The organism is Streptomyces sp. NPDC005648 (assembly GCF_040605395.1).
Classification (GTDB): Bacteria; Actinomycetota; Actinomycetes; order Streptomycetales; family Streptomycetaceae; genus Streptomyces.
On sequence record NZ_JBEXCS010000041.1, the window covers coordinates 1 to 20,299 of the forward strand.

The 20,299-nt window shown below is 71.1% G+C and carries 18 protein-coding genes and 1 pseudogene; 9 read left to right on the forward strand and 10 right to left on the reverse strand.

Translation table 11 applies throughout. From position 1 onward, the window contains the following. Positions 1 to 94 precede the first annotated feature (94 nt). Positions 95 to 1,312: pseudogene (locus tag ABZT17_RS23235) on the reverse strand (phospholipid carrier-dependent glycosyltransferase); the annotation flags it as partial. Positions 1,313 to 1,637: 325 nt separating this feature from the next. After that, entirely contained in the window at positions 1,638 to 2,171 is a 534-nt protein-coding gene (locus ABZT17_RS23240) for a DoxX family protein (RefSeq protein ID WP_356351479.1), read from the reverse strand. A 206-nt stretch (positions 2,172 to 2,377) separates the two neighbouring features. On the opposite strand from ABZT17_RS23240, the gene ABZT17_RS23245 reads away from it, so the two are divergent. From ABZT17_RS23245 to ABZT17_RS23280, 8 genes are all read left to right on the forward strand, one after another. Continuing rightward, positions 2,378 to 4,525: a DUF1996 domain-containing protein gene (locus ABZT17_RS23245; protein WP_356351480.1), complete on the forward strand. Its 2,148-nt coding sequence runs from the start codon at positions 2,378 to 2,380 to the stop codon at positions 4,523 to 4,525. A 123-nt stretch (positions 4,526 to 4,648) separates the two neighbouring features. After that, entirely contained in the window at positions 4,649 to 5,101 is a 453-nt protein-coding gene (locus tag ABZT17_RS23250; protein WP_356351481.1) for a flavodoxin family protein, read from the forward strand. Positions 5,102 to 5,337: 236 nt separating this feature from the next. After that, a complete protein-coding gene (locus ABZT17_RS23255) occupies positions 5,338 to 5,889 on the forward strand; it encodes a DUF485 domain-containing protein (RefSeq protein ID WP_356351482.1) in 552 nt (183 codons plus the stop codon). Then, positions 5,883 to 7,481, forward strand: coding sequence for a cation acetate symporter (locus ABZT17_RS23260; RefSeq protein WP_356351483.1), 1,599 nt, complete (start codon positions 5,883 to 5,885; stop codon positions 7,479 to 7,481). The genes ABZT17_RS23255 and ABZT17_RS23260 overlap by 7 nt, the downstream gene beginning before the upstream one ends. A 162-nt stretch (positions 7,482 to 7,643) precedes the next feature. Then, positions 7,644 to 8,798, forward strand: a complete 1,155-nt coding sequence (locus ABZT17_RS23265) for a serine hydrolase domain-containing protein (protein WP_356351484.1) — start codon at positions 7,644 to 7,646, stop codon at positions 8,796 to 8,798. A gap of 81 nt (positions 8,799 to 8,879) precedes the next feature. Next, complete coding sequence (pgm, locus tag ABZT17_RS23270) at positions 8,880 to 10,520, forward strand: phosphoglucomutase (alpha-D-glucose-1,6-bisphosphate-dependent) (protein WP_356351485.1); 1,641 nt, start codon at positions 8,880 to 8,882, stop codon at positions 10,518 to 10,520. Between the two features lie 135 nt (positions 10,521 to 10,655). Next, on the forward strand, positions 10,656 to 11,486 hold the full coding sequence (locus ABZT17_RS23275) for a PP2C family protein-serine/threonine phosphatase (RefSeq protein ID WP_356351486.1): 831 nt from the start codon (positions 10,656 to 10,658) through the stop codon (positions 11,484 to 11,486). A gap of 63 nt (positions 11,487 to 11,549) precedes the next feature. Continuing rightward, positions 11,550 to 12,551, forward strand: a complete 1,002-nt coding sequence (locus tag ABZT17_RS23280; protein WP_356351487.1) for an MASE1 domain-containing protein — start codon at positions 11,550 to 11,552, stop codon at positions 12,549 to 12,551. Here ABZT17_RS23280 and ABZT17_RS23285 read toward each other — a convergent pair. The 3 genes from ABZT17_RS23285 to ABZT17_RS23295 form a co-directional block, all read right to left on the reverse strand. Further along, positions 12,533 to 13,000: a hypothetical protein gene (locus tag ABZT17_RS23285; RefSeq protein ID WP_356351488.1), complete on the reverse strand. Its 468-nt coding sequence runs from the start codon at positions 12,998 to 13,000 to the stop codon at positions 12,533 to 12,535. The genes ABZT17_RS23280 and ABZT17_RS23285 overlap by 19 nt on opposite strands. Before the next feature lie 98 nt (positions 13,001 to 13,098). After that, a complete protein-coding gene (locus tag ABZT17_RS23290; RefSeq protein ID WP_356351489.1) occupies positions 13,099 to 13,464 on the reverse strand; it encodes a metalloregulator ArsR/SmtB family transcription factor in 366 nt (121 codons plus the stop codon). A gap of 196 nt (positions 13,465 to 13,660) precedes the next feature. After that, positions 13,661 to 14,035 (reverse strand): hypothetical protein, encoded by a 375-nt coding sequence (locus tag ABZT17_RS23295; protein WP_356351490.1) that lies wholly within the window; start codon positions 14,033 to 14,035, stop codon positions 13,661 to 13,663. A 234-nt stretch (positions 14,036 to 14,269) separates the two neighbouring features. Between ABZT17_RS23295 and ABZT17_RS23300 the strand changes: the two genes are divergently transcribed. Beyond that, positions 14,270 to 14,683 carry an SRPBCC family protein gene (locus ABZT17_RS23300; RefSeq protein WP_356351491.1) on the forward strand — a complete coding sequence of 138 codons (414 nt, stop codon included), beginning with the start codon at positions 14,270 to 14,272 and terminating at the stop codon, positions 14,681 to 14,683. Positions 14,684 to 14,751: 68 nt separating this feature from the next. On the opposite strand, the gene ABZT17_RS23305 is transcribed toward ABZT17_RS23300, so the two are convergent. From ABZT17_RS23305 to ABZT17_RS23325, 5 genes are read right to left on the reverse strand one after another with little or no spacing between them, the layout of a single operon-like run. Further along, positions 14,752 to 16,215, reverse strand: coding sequence for an HAD-IA family hydrolase (locus ABZT17_RS23305; RefSeq protein ID WP_356351492.1), 1,464 nt, complete (start codon positions 16,213 to 16,215; stop codon positions 14,752 to 14,754). Between the two features lie 54 nt (positions 16,216 to 16,269). Continuing rightward, positions 16,270 to 17,346 (reverse strand): ABC transporter ATP-binding protein, encoded by a 1,077-nt coding sequence (locus ABZT17_RS23310; RefSeq protein ID WP_356351493.1) that lies wholly within the window; start codon positions 17,344 to 17,346, stop codon positions 16,270 to 16,272. A gap of 3 nt (positions 17,347 to 17,349) precedes the next feature. Beyond that, entirely contained in the window at positions 17,350 to 18,165 is an 816-nt protein-coding gene (locus ABZT17_RS23315) for an ABC transporter permease subunit (protein ID WP_356351494.1), read from the reverse strand. Then, the gene (locus ABZT17_RS23320) at positions 18,153 to 19,052 is read right to left on the reverse strand and encodes an ABC transporter permease subunit (RefSeq protein ID WP_356351495.1); all 900 of its coding nucleotides are present in this window, start codon (positions 19,050 to 19,052) and stop codon (positions 18,153 to 18,155) included. The genes ABZT17_RS23315 and ABZT17_RS23320 overlap by 13 nt, the downstream gene beginning before the upstream one ends. Next, positions 19,049 to 20,200 carry an extracellular solute-binding protein gene (locus ABZT17_RS23325; RefSeq protein WP_356351496.1) on the reverse strand — a complete coding sequence of 384 codons (1,152 nt, stop codon included), beginning with the start codon at positions 20,198 to 20,200 and terminating at the stop codon, positions 19,049 to 19,051. The genes ABZT17_RS23320 and ABZT17_RS23325 overlap by 4 nt, the downstream gene beginning before the upstream one ends. Positions 20,201 to 20,299: the final 99 nt, after the last annotated feature.

Sequence of the window (20,299 nt, forward strand, 5' to 3'; positions counted from 1 at the left end):
CATCGCCCGCTACCGCAAGGAAGCGACCGAGATGCTCGACGACGCGCAGCTGCGCACGATCGAGGAGCGGCTGCGCTATCTGCGGGAGCTGGAGGTAGCGGTGCGGGGTGTGCAGTCCCACGTTGAACTGGTAGACGGCGTGTTCGTAGTGCCACAGGCTGCGCAGTGGGGCCGGAATCCACGACCAGGTGCCGCCGCGGCCGTCGGCCCAGTGCCGGCCGTAGCCCTTGTCGGACAGGAACCAGCCCGTCCAGGTCGCCAGATACGTCACCAGCGCGACCGGCACCAGCGACAGCACCGACCATCCGAGGTCCTTGCGCAGCACCGCCCGGTAGGGGAACCATGCCCCGGCCACCCGGCGCGAGCCCACGTCCCACAGCACGGTCAGGGCGATGAAGAAGACCAGGAAGTACAGGCCGTTCCACTTGCTCGCCGCCGCCAGGCCCAGGAAGACTCCGGCCGCGACCCGCCAGGGGCGCGGGCCCATGCCCGTGTACGTGCCGGCGTTGTGGTCCGGGCGGGCGAAGCCGTCGCCGTCGAGGGGGAGGGCGGCCGCCAGCCGGGCCCGTGCCCGGTCGCGGTCGACGAGAAGACAGCCGAAAGCCGCCAGGGAGAAGAACATGACGACCAGATCGAGCAGGGCGGTGCGGCTCATCACGTAGTGCAGACCGTCGATGGCCAGCAGCGCCCCGGCAAGACAGCCCAGCGCCGTCGAACGGAACAGGCGGCGCCCTGTTCGGCACAGCATGAGAACCGACAGAGTGCCGAGCGCCGCCGTCATGAACCTCCAGCCGAACGGGTCGAGACCGAACAGCGCCTCCCCGATGGCGATCACCCACTTGCCGAACGGCGGATGCGCGACGAACGCGCCGGGGTCGGACAGCGAGATCACCTGGGGGTGCGCGAGGATCTGCGGATCGGCGATCTTGCGGTCCGGCCAGCTGCCCTCGTAGCCGAGCCGCAGCATCGACCAGGCGTCCTTCGCGTAGTACGTCTCGTCGAAGACGACCGCCCGCGGACTGCCCAGCCGCCAGAACCGCAGCACCCCGGCGAACACGGCGACGAGGATCGGCCCCAGCCAGCCCATCACCCCGGTCACCCGGTCCGCGGGCCAGGGCCCTCTGCCCAGCAACGCCCGCAGACGGGGCGACGGCTGCGGGAAGGGCGGGACCAGACGCTCGCGGGTGTCGGTGCGGGGGCGCGCGACATGACCGAAGCGCTGCAGCCGGCCGGCCCAGGAGCGGGGGTCGGGGACCGCGGTCGACCGCGCGTCCTCGTCGACGCCGTGGCGGGTGGAGGTGTTACTCGTCACCGCCTCATCGTAGGGAACGCGCGTACGAGCCGCGGCGATCTTCAGACAAGGGCCTGCGTGGGACGGTGGAGGGAGAGGCGAACGCCAGGGCGGCCTGCTGCCGGGATGGGGGGCGCCCCTGGAGCCGATGGTGGCCGGTGCCGTCAGGCGTGGCCGGGGTGAACGGTCCCGACCCCGTGCGGGATCGGTGTCGGCTCGCCGGGCGGTGCGCGGGGTTCGCCTCGCGAGTTCGAACGCGAGGATCATCGCCCGGTACTCCGCCTGGACGCCGTGGGGGTCGCCGGTGGTGAAGGTGCCGCCTCCGGTGGTGAAGGTGTCGCGTCCGTCAGGCGGAGAGCTTGGCCCTGAGGCCGCCGGTCGCCGCGGCCGGGCGCGCGGTGGCGCGTACGGTCCGCCGCACCAGCCGCGCGTCGCGCCGCACATCGCGGGCGGCGTGCCGGCTTCGCCACAGCAGCGACGGTGCCCCCGCCGTGTCGTCGGCGGCGATCAGCAGACCGCCCAGCATGGACAGATTCTTGAGGAAGTGGATGCGCTGCTGGGCCCGGTCGGCGGGGTCCTCCTCCTCCCAGAAACGGTGGCCCGCCACCGTGGTGGGCACCAGCGTCGCAGCGATCGCCAGCGCGGACAGCCGGGGCAGCCGGCCGAGTCCGAGCAGGATGCCCGCGGCCACCTGCACGGCCCCGCTGAGCCGTACGACCTGGTCGGTCCTGTCCAGCAGCGGCGGAACGTGTTCGGTGACCGGCTGGACGACCGGCTCCGCTAGCGGGGCGACCTCTTCGGGTGAGGTGAGGGACCGCAGGCCGCCGGCCACGAACATCGAGGCGAGCAGGGGGCGGCCCGTCGTGCGCAAGAGACTCATGACGTTCTCCAGACCAGTCGGTGCGAACGGCTCCTGCCGGGTTCCCGGTCCGGGCGGCGGCAATCGGCGTCCCCGGCACCAGCGGGGACACACAGGTTCTGAGAGGTTTCTATGAATCCGTGAGGCGGTTGAACACACGGGCGCCGCCGTCCGTATGGGGCGAGGGATTTCCATGCCCGACCGTCAGACGCAGTAGGAGAACTCTCGTGGCACGAAACTCGCGCCGACGCCCAACAGGCCCACGCCGCGCCACCTTCGCGGCATTCGCGCTGATGCTGGGCGGCGGCGGCCTGGTTGCGGCCAACGTCTACGCCTCCGCGACGGAAGGCGGTTCGGGCTCCGACCAGCCGACGACACGCAGTGCCGCGGCCGGCACGATCGACTGTCCGGACGTCGGCGACAAGCTGACGCAGATGCCGGACGGGGCGCGTGCCGACGTCGACAAGGAACTCGCCTCGATGGACCAGCAGATAGCGGAGGCCTATCAGCGGTTGCAGGCGGCGACCCCCGAGCAGCGTCAGGACAGCGGCTACACCGACGACACGGTGATGAAGCCGCTGAAGGAGAAGCGGACCGAGTCGCTCGACCGCATCGGCGGTGCCATGGAGCGGGCCGGACAGCGTCCTCAGGGGCTCGACTCCATGGCGGACTGCTCCCTGCGGACCTGGAACGACCAGAACGGCGGCCAGAGTTCGCAGGGCGGCCAGCAGCAGGGGCAGCAAGACCAGCAGAACGGCGGTCAGCAGAACGGGGGTCAGCAGAACGGGGGTCAACAGGGCGGCAACGGAGGCCAGGCCGGCAACGGCCCGGTCGTCGGGGACTACCAGGACATCAACACCGTCCAGCCCAACTCCCCGGCGCCGGACCTGAACACCTTCGCCTCCAAGGGCACCTTCACCACCAGCTGCGGGGTGAACGCCAACGGACTGCGCAACTCCGACAACGTGATCGTCGCCCCCGGTGTCTCCAACGGCGCCCACCACTTCCACGACTACATCGGCAACCAGTCCAACAACGCCTTCGCCAGCGACGACGACCTCGCCAAGGCCGACACCAGCTGCGAGAACCAGGGCGACAAGTCCACGTACTACTGGCCGGTCCTGCGTCTGCAGAACGGCACCCAGGACAAGGACGCGGGCTCGCCCGGCGGTGGCATCGAGGGCAACGCCGGTCAGATCGTGACGCCCAAGGAGGTCACCATGACCTTCATCGGCAGCCCGCGCAGCCAGGTCACGGAGATGCCCCGGCTGCTGCGCATCATCACCGGTGACGCGAAGGCCTTCGTCAACGGCCCGGCCAACGCCAACGCGTCCTGGAGCTGCACCGGGTTCGAGGACCGGCAGCTCAAGGACAAGTACCCGCTGTGCCCGCAGGGCAGCGACGTGGTGCGCACCTTCCGCTTCCAGAGCTGCTGGGACGGCCGCAACATCGACAGCGCCAACCACCGCACCCATGTGGCGTTCGAGGACGCGGCGGGCAACTGCCCGAACGGCTTCGAGGCCATCCCGCAGCTGGTCCAGCGCATCGTCTACGACGTGCGGGCACCCAGCCTCCAGGACGGCGGCCGTACGACCCCGCTGTTCGCCGTCGACTCCTTCCCGGAGCAGCTCCACAAGCCGGTCACCGACCACGGCGACTTCATCAACGTCTTCGACGAGGGCCTGATGACGGAGGTCGTCTCCTGCATCAACGGCGGCCGCAACTGCGGCACCGGCACGGGTGAGGACCCGGGCGGCTCGGACGGGAACGCCACCCAGCCGCCGAGCGAGCAGCCGACGGACCAGCCCACCGACAACCCGGGCGAACCCGGCGGTCAGCCCACCGCGCAGCCCACCGGGAACCCCACCACTCCGCCCGCCGGTGACGACAACGCGGGCTCAGGCAAGGGCGGTTCGGGCAGCGGCTCCGACAAGGGGAACTCCGGCAGCGGATCCGGCGACGGCAACTCGGGCGCCGGGTCGGACAACGGCAATGCGGGCAGCGGCTCCGGCGACCAGGGTTCGCAGCCCACCGCGAACGCGCCGGGGACCGACCAGCCTGCGAACAACGACGAACCCACCCTGTCCAGCACGGCCCAGCCCAAGGTCTACGCGAAGCCCTCGCCCTCCAAGAGCACCGTGGCCGCGCAGGCCCAGGGCGGTTCGGACGCCAACGGCTCCGTCACCGGCGGTTCCGTCCAGTCCCAGGCGCCCGGCGGGAGCGACGCCCAGGCCGCCGGACAGACCGAACCCCAGGCGGTCCAGGGCAACTTGGCGGAGACCGGGACCTCGCTGTGGCCGGCCGCGGCCGGCACCGTCCTCCTGATCGCCGGCCTGATCGTGCTGGCCCGCACGAAGCGCACCATCCTGCGCTGACGCAGTGACGCAGTGACGCAGTGACGCAGTGACGCAGTGACGCAGTGACATGGGGCGCGCGGACCGGGTTGCCGGTCCGCGCGCCGCTTGCGTGGGGCGTCACCCGACGGCAGGGTTCGGGGTGTGCCCACCCTGCTGATCGTGCATCACACGCCCTCGCCGCACTGCCAGGCCATGCTGGAGGCCGTCGTGTCCGGGGCGACCGCGCCGGAGATCGAAGGCGTCGAGGTCGTACGGCGTCCCGCGCTGTCGGCCTCCGCCTCGGACGTCCTGTCCGCCGACGCCTGTCTGCTGGGCACCCCGGCCAACATCGGGTACATGTCCGGGGCCCTCAAGCACTTCTTCGACCAGATCTACTACCCGTGTCTGGACGCCACCCGGGGCAGGCCCTACGGGTACTACGTGCACGGCGGCAGCGATGTCACCGGCGCGGTCCGCGCCGTCGAGTCCATCGCGACCGGCCTCGGCTGGCGCACCGCCGCCCAAGCCGTGACGGTGACCGGCGAGCCGGGCAAGGCCGATCTGGAGGCCTGCTGGGAGCTGGGGGCGACCCTCGCGGCGGCACTGACGGACTGACCGTCGACTCCCTTCCTGTGCGCAGGATTTGAGACAGCCTGACCGGCGCACAGGTACGGACTATTTCCGCCGCCCCTGCTTATTGCGGGCGGAGTGGCGTATTCCGCCTGCGGTGGAGCACGTGAATGAGCCAGCTGCGGGAAACCACCCATCCGCACGGTTGATTGTTTAATCGACACGCTGCAATACTCCGGCTTCCAGTCGCGCCATGGCGCTATGGCGCTCCCGAATCCGGAATGCAGTGGTTTCGGATTCACCGACCCCCCACAACATACGCACGAGAACTGACTCCAGCCTGCCTCCCTGCCTCCGTGAGCTGGACGTGTGCGACCCGAAGCAGCGAAGAAGGTGCTCTGGTGTCAAGAAACCATGAAGGATTTGAGTCGCCGCCGCGTTTTTCCGGCGCCGGAGTCGATGAAGTGCAACAGCAGGCGATATCCGACAATCCTGAATTCCAGGCGCTGCGCCGCGCGCACCGTCGGACCGGTGTGCGAATGACGGTGATCGCCGTCGGTGGGTTCCTGTTGTACGTACTGCTGTCGAGTTTCACGCCCGGCCTGATGAACAGTTCCCTCAGCGGCCATCTCACCCTCGGCCTGGCCCTGGGCCTCGGCCAGTTCGTGCTGATGGCCGTCATCGCCCGGCGCTATGTCGTCCATATGCGCACCCGTGTCGACCCGGTCGTCCGGGGCTTTCGCTGCACGCCTCGCACCCGCCCCGGCGAGAGCCGGCGACAGCATCCCACCGAGCCCCACCAGTACCGCACCGAGGGATACCGCACATGGTGACGACCGCCGCCGGCGTCGGCGACCGGTTCAGTCTGCAGCTGACGTTCCTGCTGTTCCTCTCCGTCGTCGTGGTGACCCTGTTCACCGCGCTGCTGACCGCCCCGCAGCGCGACGAGATCAGCGAGTTCTATCTCGGCAACCGCACGATGACCCCGCTGCGCAACGGCCTCGCGATGTGCGGTGACTACATCTCCGCCGCCACGCTCCTCGGCAGCACCGGCCTGGTCGCCCTCAACGGCTACGACGGACTGCTCTACCTCGGCGGCACCGCCGTCGCCTGGACGACGGTCCTGCTGCTGATCGCCGAACCCCTGCGCAACGCGGGCAAGTTCACCCTCGGGGACACTCTCGCCCTGCGCCTTCCGCAGGGCCACCGGCCGGTCCGGCTCGCCCTCTCCCTGTGCACCCTCGCCGTCACCACGCTCTACCTGGTGGCCCAACTCGTCGGCAGTGTCGCCCTGCTGACCCAGTTCACCGGAGAACCCAGCGCGACCACCCGCACTCTGTGCGTGGCGGTCATCGGCACCATCGTCATCGTGTACGCGGCGATCGGCGGCATGCCCGGAGCCACGTTCATCCAGGTCGTGAAGGCCGTGATGGTGATCTCCGGGGTCACCGTGACCGCCGTGCTGGTGCTGCACCACTTCCACTGGAACATCAACGCCCTGCTCGGCGCCGCCGCGGACAACAGCGGCCTGGGCACCCGCTTCCTGGAACCCGGTCTGCGCTACGGCGGCAGCACCACCAGCAAGCTCGACTTCTTCAGCCTCGAACTCGCCATCGTCCTCGGGCTCGCCGCGCTGCCGCACATCATGATGCGCCTGCTGGCTCCCCGTACCGTCGGCGTCCTGCGTTCCTCCGTCGTCTGGGCGATGGGCCTGGTGGGACTGGTCTGCCTGGCGGCCGGCATCCTCGGTCTCGGTGCCACGGCCGTCGTCGGCCGGGAGACCATCGCGGGCACCGACCGCAAGGGCGACGCGGCCGTCCTGCTGCTGGCGCACGCCCTCGGCGGCGGCGTCCTCACCGCCCTGCTGTCCTGCCTCGCCTTCGTCACCCTGCTGGCCGTGGCGTCCGGCCTCACCCTCGCCGCGGCCACCTCCCTCGCGCACGACCTCTACGGCGAGGTCATCCGCAAGGGCAGGGCCGAGGAGAAGGAGGAACTCCTCGTCGCCCGTCTCGCCGCGGTCGTCATCGGCGTCCTGGGCATTCTGCTCGCGCTGGTCTCCTGGGGAGCCAACACCGCGACCCTGGCCTTCCTCGCCTTCGCCATCGCCGCCTCCGCCCTGCTGCCCACCCTCGTCTACACCCTGTTCTGGCGGCGCTTCAACGCGACCGGAGCGCTGCTCAGCCTCTGCGGCGGCCTGCTCACCTCGGTCCTGTTGGTGATCTTCTCGCCGGTGGTCTCCTCCACCCCGGCCTCGCTCTACCCGCATGCCGATTTCGCCTGGTTCCCGCTGCAGAACCCGGGCATCGTCTCGATCCCGGCCGGCTTCCTCCTCGGCTGGCTCGGCACCGTACTGGGCCGAGGCGAAACGGAGGACACCTACGACGAGTTCGAGGTCCGCACCCTGGTCGGAGCGGAACAGTCCTGACACCGCGCCGGCCGGGCGGGCGATGAAGGTGACGCCGGTCGAGATGTGCGGCATGTGGGCCGGCTGAGGTATTTGGGCCGGATGCAGCAGCACGGGAGGCTGGGCGCGCGGCGGCGGGGAAGGCTGGCGTGCGCTCGCCCTTCCGTCCCCCAGGGAGAACCCATGCCCTTGCGTGCTGTCGCCTGTGCCGTCGTCGCCTGTCTGGCCGCGCTGAGTCCGGCCGCCCCGAGCGCCGCCGCCACCCACGGTCCGAACGACACCGACCTGCGCCGGGAGCTCGAGGACCTGGTCCACGCCCCGGGCGGACCGCCGGGTGCCGTCGTGGTCCTGCAACGCGACGGCCGGCGGCGCGTGGTGCGCGCCGGAGTCGCCGACCTCGCCACCGGCCGCAAGCCGCAGATCGACGACCACATGCGCATCGCCAGCGTGGCCAAGGCGTTCAGCGGCGCGGTCGCCCTCACCCTCGTCGACAGCCACGACCTCGGCCTGGACGACACCATCGGCCGCAGACTGCCCCGACTTCCGGCAGCCTGGCACCCGGTGACCCTGCGCCAGCTCCTGAACCACACCAGCGGTCTGCCCGACTACTCCGACGACCCGGAGTTCCGGCAGATCCTCACGGCCGACCCGCACCACCGCTTCGACCCCCACCACCTGCTGGACTTCGTGGCCGACGAGCCCCTCCTGTTCCCCGCGGGCAGCCGCTACCACTACTCCAACTCCGACAACATCGCCGTCGCACTGATGGCGGAGGCGGTGACGGGGACGCCGTACGAGCAGCTGCTGCGTGAACTCGTCTACCGGCCCCTCGACCTGCACGGCACCAGCCTCCCGCAGGGGTACCGGATGCCCCGGCCCTATCTGCACGGGTACGCCGTCGCCCCGCCCGCGCCGCCGGAGGACGTCAGCGAGCTCTTCAGCGCGTCCGCCTCCTGGGCGTCGGGCGGTATCGTCTCCACACCCGCCGACCTGAACCGCTTCATCCGCGGCTATGCGGGCGGCGCGCTCTTCGGCCCGGACGTCGTGCGCCGGCAACGGCACTGGATCCCCGGCGCGTCCGAGCCCGCGGGCCCCGGGAGCAACTCCGCCGGACTGGCCCTGTTCCGCTACACCACCCGCTGCGGTGTCGTGCTCGGGCACACCGGCAACACCGCCGGCTACACCCAGCTGGCCGCCGCCACCCCCGACGGCCGCCGGTCCCTGACCTTCTCCGTCACCAGCCAGATCACCCAGTCCACCGACCCGCGGTCGCTGGCACGGCTGCGCGCCGTCCAGGAGGACTTCGTGTGCGCGCTGCTCGGCGGCCCCGGTCACTGATCCGCTCTCGCCTGCCGCCGCCATGAAGAGGGAGGATGGGGCGGCAAGCGTTTTGGTCAACCGATGTGGAGGAGCGGGCACATGCAGCACGAGCGAGCGGGCAGGAAGGCCGGCCCCGAGGACCTCGTCGACGTCGCCCGGCTGGTCACCGCGTACTACGCGCTGCACCCGGACCCGGCCGACCCGGGGCAGCGGGTGGCGTTCGGTACGTCCGGGCACCGCGGATCGTCGATGAACACGGCGTTCAACGACGACCACATCGCCGCCACCAGCCAGGCGATCTGCGAGTACCGGGCCCGGCAGGGCACCGACGGTCCGCTCTTCCTCGGCGCCGACACCCACGCCCTGTCCGAGCCCGCCCGGGTCACCGCGCTGGAGGTGTTCGCGGCCAACGAGGTCACCGTGCTCATCGACAGCGCGGACGGCTACACCCCCACCCCGGCGGTCTCGCTCGCCATCCTCACCCACAACCGCGGCCGCACCTCCGGCCTCGCCGACGGCGTGGTGGTCACCCCCTCGCACAACCCGCCCGCCGACGGCGGCTTCAAGTACAACCCGCCGAGCGGCGGGCCGGCCGGCTCGGACGCCACGTCCTGGATCCAGGACCGGGCCAACGAGATCATCGCGAGCGGTCTGAAGGACGTACGCCGTATCCCGTACACCCGGGCGCTCGTCGCGGAGACCACCCGGCGCCACGACTTCCTCGGCGCGTACGTCGCCGACCTGCCGAACGTCCTCGACCTGGACGCGGTCCGGGACGCCGGCATCCGTATCGGCGCCGACCCGCTGGGCGGGGCGTCGGTCGCCTACTGGGGCCGGATCGCCGAGCAGCACCGTCTCGACCTGACCGTGGTCAATCCGCTGACCGACCCCACCTGGCGGTTCATGACGCTGGACTGGGACGGCAAGATCCGGATGGACTGCTCGTCGCCGTACGCGATGGCCTCACTCATCGAGCAGCGCGACCGGTTCCGGATCGCCACCGGCAACGACGCCGACTCGGACCGGCACGGCATCGTCACCCCGGACGCGGGCCTGATGAACCCCAACCACTACCTCGCCGTGGCCATCTCCTACCTCTACAGCCACCGGGAGCGGTGGCCTGCCGAGGCCGGCGTCGGCAAGACCCTGGTGTCGTCCTCGATGATCGACCGGGTCGCCGCCGACCTGGGGCGCCGGCTGGACGAGGTGCCGGTCGGGTTCAAGTGGTTCGTGGACGGGCTGGTCGACGGCTCGATCGGATTCGGTGGCGAGGAGTCGGCGGGGGCGTCCTTCCTGCGCCGTGACGGCTCCGTGTGGACCACCGACAAGGACGGCATCATCCTCGCGCTGCTCGCCTCCGAGATCACCGCGGTCACCGGGAAGACACCCTCGGAGCACTATGCGGCCCTGACCGACCGCTTCGGCGCGCCGGCGTACGCCCGCATCGACGCCCCGGCGTCCCGCGAGGAGAAGGCGCTGCTGGCGAAGCTGTCGCCGGCCCAGGTCACCGCGGACACCCTCGCGGGGGAGGCCGTCACCGGCGTCCTCACCGAGGCGCCGGGCAACGGCGCGGCCATCGGCGGCATCAAGGTCACCACCGAGAACGCGTGGTTCGCGGCCCGGCCTTCCGGCACCGAGGACGTGTACAAGATCTACGCCGAGTCGTTCCTCGGCGCCGAGCATCTGCGGCAGGTGCAGGAGGAGGCCAAGGACGTGGTGGACGCGGCGCTCGGCGGCTGAGGCCGTGGCCTCTCGGTGAGGTGGGCCGGCGGAGACCCGTCGGCCCACTCCCCACTGTCGCTATCATCCTCTTAAGCCCGAAATCGGGGGTTTGTTCGTAAGGGGCCACGGCCCACGGCCCCGCCGGAGTGATGGATGTCCCTCATACGCGAGACGGAGGACGGCGACGAGCTGCTCGCCAGACTCGGTTCGCTGACCGCCCAGGCACGGGAGCTCGCCGAGCTGCAGCGCTCGCGGGTCGAGCTGGCGATCGCCCTGCAGCGCGGCATGCTGCCCCGGGACCTGCCCCACTCCGAGGGCTTCCATCTGGCCGTCCGCTACGCGCCCGCCTTCCACGGCCTCAATGTGGGCGGCGACTGGTACGACGCCTTCACCATGCCCGACGGGCGGATCGGGCTGTCCATCGGCGATGTGCAGGGCCACAACATCGAGGCCGCCGCCTTCATGGGGCAGGTCCGGGTGGGCCTGCGCGCCCTCGCCTCCGTGACCAGCGAGCCGGGAGAACTCCTCGCCCGCACCAACGACCTGCTTCTCTCCCTGGGCACTGATCTCTTCGCGACCTGCACCTTCATGCGCCTCGACCCGGCCACCGGGGTCCTGGAGAGCGCCCGGGCCGGACACGTCCCGCACATCTGGGCCACGGCGGACGGCCGTTCCGGTATCGCCGAGGACGAGGGCGGCCCACCGCTTGGCATCCAGCCGGGCGTCGACTTCCCCGTCACCCGCTACCGCCTGACCACCGGCGGCGTCTTCGTCCTGCTGACCGACGGTGTCGTCGAGGGCCCGTCCCTGAGCGTCGACGAGGGCCTCGACCAGGTCGTCCGGCTCGCCGGCATCGCGGCGGTCGCCGGAATGGAGGCGGCCTCCCTCGCGGCGGCCGTGATGAGGGTGGCGGAACGCGTCGGCCACGAGGACGACGCCGCGGTACTGGTGGTGGGACATGACGGGCTCGGTCTCCAGACGTAGCCGAGGGCGGTCCCACCGCTGCCACGACCGCTCGCCTCGCAGAGAAGGCGTCCTCGGTGTCTGATGGCTGCTGTGGGTAGTACCGACGTTCTGCGCCGGCCCGTGGGCTTCGTCCTGTGGACGCTGGCCGTCGCCACCTGCTATTTCGCGGCCGGGCGCCTGGGGCTGATGCGGCAGCTGGTGGTCGACGGGGCGGTCGTCACCCCCATCTGGCCGCCCACCGGGGTCGCAGTGGCCTGTCTGCTGCTGTTCGGGCTGCGCTCCTGGCCGGGCATCGCCCTCGGTGCCCTGGCCGTCGTCATGTCGATCACCGCCATCCAGCCCGCCGTCATCGGCACCCTGGTGGGCAACACCGCCGCCCCCGTGTGCGCCTACTACCTGCTGCGCAGAGTCGGCTTCCGCCTCGACCTCGCCCGGCTGCGCGACGGGTTCGCGCTGGTCTTCCTCGGCGCCCTGACCGCCATGCTGGTCAGCGCGACCGCCGGCGCCGGCCTGCTCGTCCTGACCGGCAAGCTCGCCGGCAGCGGCTTCTGGCTCGTCTGGTCGACGTGGTGGGCCGGCGACGCGATGGGCGTCCTGATCGTCACCCCGGTCCTGCTGGTGCTGTGCCGCGTCCACTGGCCGCCGCGCACCGTCCGCTGGAAGGAGGCCGCGGGCCTGACCCTCGTCGCCTGCGGACTCATCCCGTTCGTCACCCACAGCTCGGTCAGTCTGCTGTTCCTCGTCTATCCGCTGCTGATCTGGGCGGCCCTGCGCTTCCAGCTCGCCGGCAGCATGCTGTGCGCGCTCTTCGCCTCCGTGATGGCCACGATCGCGGCGACCAACCAGGTCGGCCCCTTCGCCCACCTGACCGGCGTCGAGGTGATGATCAAACTGCAGGCCTTCAACGGCGCGATGGCCCTGACCGCGCTGCTCCTGTCCGCCGTGATCATCGAGCAGCTGCACACCAGACGCTCGGTGGAACAGGCCTGCCAGGAACTCGTCGAGGTGCTCGAACACCTCACCGCGGGCGAGTCCCCGCAGGGCCGCTCACCCGTCGACCCGCCTCAGTCCCACAGCGGATAGACCACCGTCCGCGGGAACGAGTCCGGCCGGTTGCCGGGATACACCAGGGTCATCCGGTCGTAGTGGAGCACCTGCGGGTGCTTCTTCCACGGCCGCACGTGATCCAGCCGTACGACGACGGCGTACTCGTGGAAGCGGCCCGCCGCACAGTACGGCTTGCAGTCGTTGACCCAGTTCACGCCCTCCGCCCGCGCAGACTCCTGCCCCCAACGGGTCCAACGCAGCGAGGCCAGACGGCTGTTGCCGTCGCCGCAGGCGAGCACGAAGTCGGCCGGACGCACCCGCGGATGCCAGAGGCAGTCCACGAGCACCGGCGCCGGGACCGTCCGTACGGCCTGCGCGGCGGTGTCCGTCGCCACCCGGGCGGAGGACGGAGGCGCCGCCGCGGCCGCCGTCAGGGACGCGGCGAAACAGAGCGCCACCGCCGAAGTGAGTGCGTATCCGCGCATGTCCGCTCCCCGCCACGAGCCGCCGGCAGTTTCCCCCGCTTCGACGCTACGACCGTCCGGACGGATCCACCACTCGGGCGGAGCAACCCCCGGCATCTTCAGCCCGGGCTGCTCGTCGGCACCCGACCGGGAGCCGCGTCGGCCTGCCGGAGCTCGGCGAGCAGCTCGTTCTGCCCGGCGAGCAGCTCGGTCAGGATGCGGCGGGCCGCGCGCAGCAGTTCGGCCACATCGCCGCCGGCGAGCGCGTAGGTGACGGTGGAACCCTCCCGGATGGACACGACGATCCCCGAGCGGCGCAGCACCGCCAGCTGCTGGGAGAGGCTGGAGGGCTCGATCTCGATGTCGGCGAGCAGCTCCCGCACCGGGACCGGCCCGTGCTGGAGCAGTTCCAGGACCCTGATGCGCACGGGATGCCCCAGCATGCGGAAGAAGTCTGCCTTGGCCTGGTAGAGGGGGACCTGCATGAGCGCTCTCTCCCTGCCGCGTCGGGTGCGGTCGCCTCGGAGCGGCGGCGTCCCGAGGACACCGCCGCGGCTGGCCTTCGTGGTCGAATCCTCGCGGCCCGGGGCCGTGCGCAGGCACGACTTGGGATCATGCTGATGTGGTGACTTGAAGAAGTCTTCACATCGTGGGCGCACGACGCCCGGACCGCGGACCGGCTCAGACCTCGAGTTGCTCCTCGACGCGCTTGAGCTGGTGGCGGGCCATCGCCAGGTTCGAGCGGTCCTTGTCCAGCACCAGATAGAGGAACAGGCCGTTCCCGTTGCGCCCGGCCACCAGCCGGATCAGGTGGTACTGCCTCTCCAGCGTGATCAGGATGTCGTCGATCCTGCTCTTGAGACCGAGCTGCTCCATCGTGCGCATCTTGGCCCGGATCACATCCGTGTTCCCGGCCGCGGCGACGGTCAGATCGAGGTCCTTCCCGCCGCCCAGCGTGCCGAGGGCCATCCCGCTGGTGTAGTCGACGACCGCCGCCCCCAGCGACCCCTCGACCCCGGCCATCATCTCCTTCATCGACACTTCCACATTCGCCATCGCGCCCACCCCTTCATCTCGCTTGTCGGCTGCGGCGGGCCCACGGCTGTCGGCCCGTCCGGTTCTCGGACCGTAGGCGCGGGGGCGGGGCGCGGGACGGAAGTCTTCGGGACTGACGGATGATGCGCGAAGAGCGACCGCCGAAGACCGTTCGGGCACCCGGAACCGGTGTGTCGGAGGGACAAAAACGGGCACGCGGCGGGTGGTGTGCCACCGCCCCGGAGGTGATCGACGATGACCGAGTACGAACGCTCCCGCACCATGCCCGCCCTGCCCGAGCACGTCTACGACCAGGCCGCCAACGTCGGCCAGTTCGACGGCTGGCTCCCGCGGGCACTGCACGTACGGTCCGACGACCCGCCCGCCGTCACCGTCCACGAGGACGGCACCGACCAGGACACCCCCGCGCTGCTGCGCCCGCACCACGACGAACTGCGCCTGGAGTGGGGCACCCGCGGTGAGGGCGGTTACGCCGGCTGGCTCCAGGTCGCGGGCTCCGGAGCGGGCGCGAGCGAGGTCACCGTGCACCTGTCCTTCGTCGACGACGCCCATGACCCGGGCGAGGCGGCGGCGGGCCGGGCCCTCGACGACAGCCTGCGACGGCTGGAGGAGCAGGTCCGCCTGCGCGTCGACAACGCCGCCGGCTGACGGCGCGCCTATGTCCTCGATGCCGCGTGCCTTTCCGGTGCGCGCTCGGTCCGCTCTCCGGTGGGCGCTCAGTCCGCGGGGTTCAGCTCGAACGTCGTGAGCACCGCCGCGTGGTCGGACGGCCAGTCGTTGCCGGCGACGTCCGGCCAGGGGCTCGGGACCCCGGTGACGACGGTGCGCGCGTCGAGGACCCTGAGACCCCGCCCGTTGTGCAGGACGTAGTCGATGCGGTCCTGCGGTTCGGGCAGCGAGGTGTCGTTCTCGTGCCGGACGTGGACCGGTGACCAGGTGTGGCCGGGGTCGGAGACCGGGTCCGGACGCGCCTCGCGGTAGGAGTCACGCAGCCCGGCCTCCTCGGCCGCCTTCGTCACCGGCCAGACCACGTCGGACCGGTCCAGGTGGGAGGGGCAGTTGAAGTCGCCGGTGAGGACGACGGGCCGGGTGGCGCCGGCCGCCTCGCCGATCCACCGCAGCGCCTCCCGCATCTGTGCCAGCCGCACCCCTTCGTGGGCGATCAGCTCGGCGGGCGGGAGCCCGTCGAAGGCCGCCTCGTAGGGCCCGTACGGCGTGTAGTGCAGATGCGCCGTCCAGATGTCCACCTCGTACGAGCCGACACGGACACGGGCGCCGGCCGCGCCGTAGAAGCCGACGTCGGGATCGCCGAGGAGGGCCGTGATCGGGTGGCGGCTGATGATGCCGAGGTTCTCACCGGCCTGGTGGTGGTGCCAGCCCAGCGCGTCGGCGAGTTCCCGGGCGGAGGTGCCGGCCGTCTCCTGGAGTCCGACCACATCGGCCTCGGTGTCCAGGACGACCTTGAGCTGCTTGGCACGGTGGTCGTCGACCTTCGCGCCCCCGTACCAGAGGTTCCAGCTCAGCACGCGCAGCCGGGGCCGGACGAGGTCCCGCAGCCGTTCCGGTGTCACCTCCTCCAGGCTGGCCACGACCGTCCGCCCGGCCGCCGGTTCGATCGGGGCGAGCGACGGCACCGCCAGGACCGCGCACCCGGCGGCCTCCGCGGAGCTGACACCGGTGGGCGTGTCCTCGACCGCGACACAGCGGGCCGGATCGACGCCCAGGGCACGGCAGGCGGCGAGGTAGGGGTCGGGATCGGGCTTGGTGCGGACGGTGTCGTCCGCGGTGACGGAGACCCGGAAACGGTCGGCGCCGAGCACCGCCAGGACACTGTCGGCGACCGAGCGGGGCGAGGCGGTGACCAGGGCGGTCGGCACGCCGTCCCGAGCGAGGGCGTCCAGCAGGGCGAGCGCGCCGGGCCGCGGCACGATGCCCGTGCGGACCCGTTCGGCGAACGCGTCGTGCAGCCGGTCGGCGAGATCCGGCGCCCCGGTGAGCCCGCCCAGCCAGTCGGCGGTGTACTCGACGGGCCGGCCGAGCACCTCCGGCTGGTCGGCCTCGGTCAGCGGTCTGCCGAGGCCGGTGGCGATGTCCTGTACCGCCTCCCACCACAGCCGCTCGGTGTCGACGAGCGTGCCGTCCATGTCGAACAGGACGGCCTGGAGCGGGGGTTGGGTCACGTTCTCTGCCTTCGCGTGTGGGGGGATTTCCGGTGGGGAAAGGGTGGGCGCGGCTCAGGCCGCCCGCTCGGCGACCAGCACCGGCCGCTCGGGCAGCGACACCCGTACGGCCGCCCCGGCGCCCAGCGTCGCGGCCTCGTGGGTGGGCAGGTCGGCCTTGACCTCGGTGCCGTCGGCGAGCCGCACGGTCAGCCGGGTGGAGGCGCCGAGGAACGCCGTGGCGATCACCGTCGCGTCGCCGGTGGTGTCCGCGGCGACCCGCACGGCCTCGGGCCGCACCAGCACGTCGACCTCGGTCGCCGGGGGAAGCGTCCCCTCGACGGGCAGCCGCAGCCCGAGCACCTCCACCGTCTCCCCGGACAGCCGTCCCGGGATCCGGCTCATCGTGCCCACGAACTCGGCGACGAACGCGGTGGCGGGCCGCCCGTACAACTCGGCGGGCTCGGCGCACTGTTCAAGCCGCCCGGCGTGCATCACGGCCACCCGGTCGGCGACCGACAGGGCCTCTTCCTGATCGTGCGTCACGAACAGTGTGGTGATGCCGAGTTCCTGCTGGAGCCGGCGGATCTCCTCGCGCAGGGTGAGCCGCACCTTGGCGTCCAGCGCGGACAGCGGCTCGTCCAGCAGCAGGACCCGCGGCCGCAGCGCGAGCGCGCGGGCGAGCGCGATGCGCTGCTGCTGACCGCCGGAGAGCTGGTGCGGGAACCGCTCGCCCTTGTCGGCGAGCCCCACCAGCTCCAGCAACTCGGCGGCACGCGACCGGCGTTCGGCCGTGCGCACCTTGCGCATCCGCAGCCCGAAGGCGACGTTGTCGAGAGCGTTGAGATGCGGGAAGAGGCTGTACGACTGGAAGACCATCCCGGCGTCCCGGCGGTGCGCCGGCACATCGGTGACGTCCTTGCCGTCGACCAGCACCTCACCGGAGTCGGGGTGTTCGAACCCGGCGAGCATCCGCAGCGCGGTCGTCTTGCCGCACCCGGACGGTCCGAGCAGCGCCAGGAACTCCCCTGGACGGACGGTCAGATCCAGTCCGTCCAGGGCGACCGTCGCCCCGAACTCCCGGCGCAGCCCGCGGAATTCGACGGTGGCGGCCTTGTCGAGCGTGGCCTTCTCAAGCGTGGTGGCGGTCATGGTTCATCCCCGGGACGAAGCGGTACGGGTCCGCCCGCCGACACCGGCGAGCGCGAGGAGCAGGGCCCAGGTCACGAGGAGACTGAGCACGGACACGGCGACGGACAGCTGGGCCTGCGAGCCGCCGACGCTGTAGATCCACACGGCGAAGGGCTGGAAGCCGAGCAGCTGGGCCACGGTGAACTCGCCGAGGACCAGGGCGAGGGTGAGGAACCCGGCGTTCAGCAGTGCTCCGCGCAGGTTGGGCAGCACGGTGCGCACCAGCGCCTGCGGCCAGCTCGCGCCGCAGCTGCGGGCCGCCTCCACCAGCGTCCGTACGTCGATCGCCCGCAGTCCGGCGTCCAGCGACCGGTGCACGAAGGGCAGCGCCATCACGACGTACGCCATGACCAGCACGAACGGGAAGCCGGGGTTCTGGATCGCCACGAACGTCTCGAACAGCGGGGTCCGCGACAGATACTCGGGACCCCATTTCAGGACGGTCGAGATGCCGGCGACGAACGCGATCGGCGGGACGACCAGGGGGAGTTGGCAGATCACCTCGACGACCGGACGCAGCCGGGGCGCGCCGAGCCGCAGCGCGACCATGGCGGGCACCATCAGCAGCAGCACGATCGCGATGGTCGCCAGCGCCAGCTCCAGCGAGAGCAGCAGGCTGGAGACGAAGCCGTCGGTGGAGACGATCTGGGTGTAGGCGTCGAAGGTGACCCCCTGCCCGGGCACGTCCACGGTGAAGACCACGGACGCGGCGAGCGGCACCAGGAAGTACAGCGCGGCGAGGCCGAGGACGACCCACCGCCACGGGTTCAGGCGAGCCATCGCGCACTCCGTCGTTGCAGGGGCAGGTACACGGCCATGACCAGACCGGCGACCAGGACCATGTCGAGGCTGAGGGCGAGGGCCACGTTCTCCTGGCCGACCAGCACGTTGCCGGAGATGGCGTCGGCGATCTGCAGGGTGACCAGGGGCACCGAGCTGCCCACCATGGCCGCGGCGGTGGCGTAGGCGGCGAAGGCGCTGCCGAAGAGCAGGACGAGGCCGCCGAGCAGGGAGGGCAGCAGTACGGGCAGGGCGATGTGGCGCCAGTACTGCACGGATGTGGCCCCGTTGTTCTGCGCGGCCTCGCGCCATTGTGAGCGCAGGCCCTCCAGGGCCGGGGTGATGGTGAGGACCATCAGCGGGATCAGGAAGTACAGATAGACGATGACCAGGCCCCAGAAGCTGTAGAGGTCCCAGCCCGTGTCCTTGAGGCCCAGGTGGATGGTGAGGACACCGGCGTTGCCGAGCGTGGCGACGAAGGCGAAGGCCAGCGGGACACCGCCGAAGTTGGCGAGGACCCCGGACGCGGTGAGCACGGCCTCGCGCAGTGCCCGGAAGCGGGAGGTCACCACGACCTGCGCGAGCGGCAGCCCGAGCAGCGCGCCGAGGCCCGCGGACACGGCCGACAGCTTGACGCTGCCGAGCAGCGCGGTCAGATAGGCGCCGTGCAGCGAGGTCGTCAGGTTCTCGGTGCTGTACGAACTCGCGCCCGTGGCCTGGTTCTTGACGCTGAAGGCGCCGTTCAGCATGGCGAGGGCGGGGACCCCGAAGGCGATCGCGGTGAACACCAGCAGGGGGACGACGGCCAGCCAGCCGGGGACACGGCGCCGCCGCTTCGCCGAAGCGACCGGCGGCGCCACGTCCACGCCCGTGAGGGTGGCCGTCATCCGGAGACGGCCTTCGCCCAGCCCTGCGCGATGACCGTCTTGGCCTTGCTCTGCTGGGCCTCGGTCGGGAAGGACGGCGTGCCGGAGACCTTCGGCAGCTTGGCCGCGGCGGTCGTGTCGAGCGTGCCGGCCTTCTCCATGGAGGTCATCAGCGCCGGACGGGCGTAGCCCTTGAGCCACAGGTTCTGGCCCTCGGCGCTGTAGAGGTACTCCTGCCACAGCCGGGCGGCCGCGGGGTGCGGGGCGTCCTTGTTGATGGCCTGGGAGTAGAACTGCGAGAACTGGCCGTCGGAGGGCACCGAGACCTTCCAGTCGACGCCCTTGGACCTGAACTCGTCGGCGTAGCCGGCGTTCAGGTAGTCCCAGTCGATGCTGATCGGCGTCTCGCCCTTCTCGACGGTCGCCGGGGTCGACTCGACGGGGGTGTAGTTGCCGTTCTTCTTCAGCTTGGCGAAGAAGTCGAGGCCGGGCTGGATGTCGTCGAAGGAACCGCCGCCCGCGAGCGCCGCCGCGTAGACACCGCCGAAGGCCGAACCCGACTTGGTCGGGTTGCCGTTGAGCGCCACCTGCCCCTTGTACTGCGGCTTGAGGAGGTCGGCGAACGTCGTCGGACAGGTCTTGACCCGCTTGGCGTCGCAGCCTATGGAGATGTAGCCGCCGTAGTCGTTGTACCAGCGGGCCTGGGTGTCCTTCTGGCCGCTCGGGATGTCGGCGTAGGAGGCGACCTTGTACGGAGCGAGCAGCCCCTGCTGGGCGGCGCTGAGCGCGAAGGACGAGCCGAGGTCGAGGACGTCGGGCGCGCGGTCCTGGCCCTTGCGGGAGGTCACGGCGTTGATCTCGTCCTGGCTGGAGCCGTCCGGGTTCTCGACCTGGATCTTGATGCCGTACTTCTTGGTGAAGCCGTCGATCAGGGCGCCGTAGTTGGCCCAGTCGCGGGGCAGCGCGATGGCGTGCAGCGTGCCCTCCTTCTTGGCCGCCTTGACCAGCGCGTCCATGCCGCCGAAGTCGGCCGCGGAGGTGGCGGTGGCGGCGTTCTTGCCGTCGGCGGTCGTCGACGCGTTGTCGGGAGCGGCGCCGCAGGCGCTCAGGGCGAGCGCGGCGACGACGGCGAGGGAGCCGGTCAGGACGGCTGTTCTCGACTGGGACACGGGGACTCCAGAAGGGGGGAGCAGGGACGTGCAAGAGGGGAGAACTTGTCTGAACAAGTTGGCCCCAGTAATGCTGCCTGTGGTGACGTGTTCGTAAAC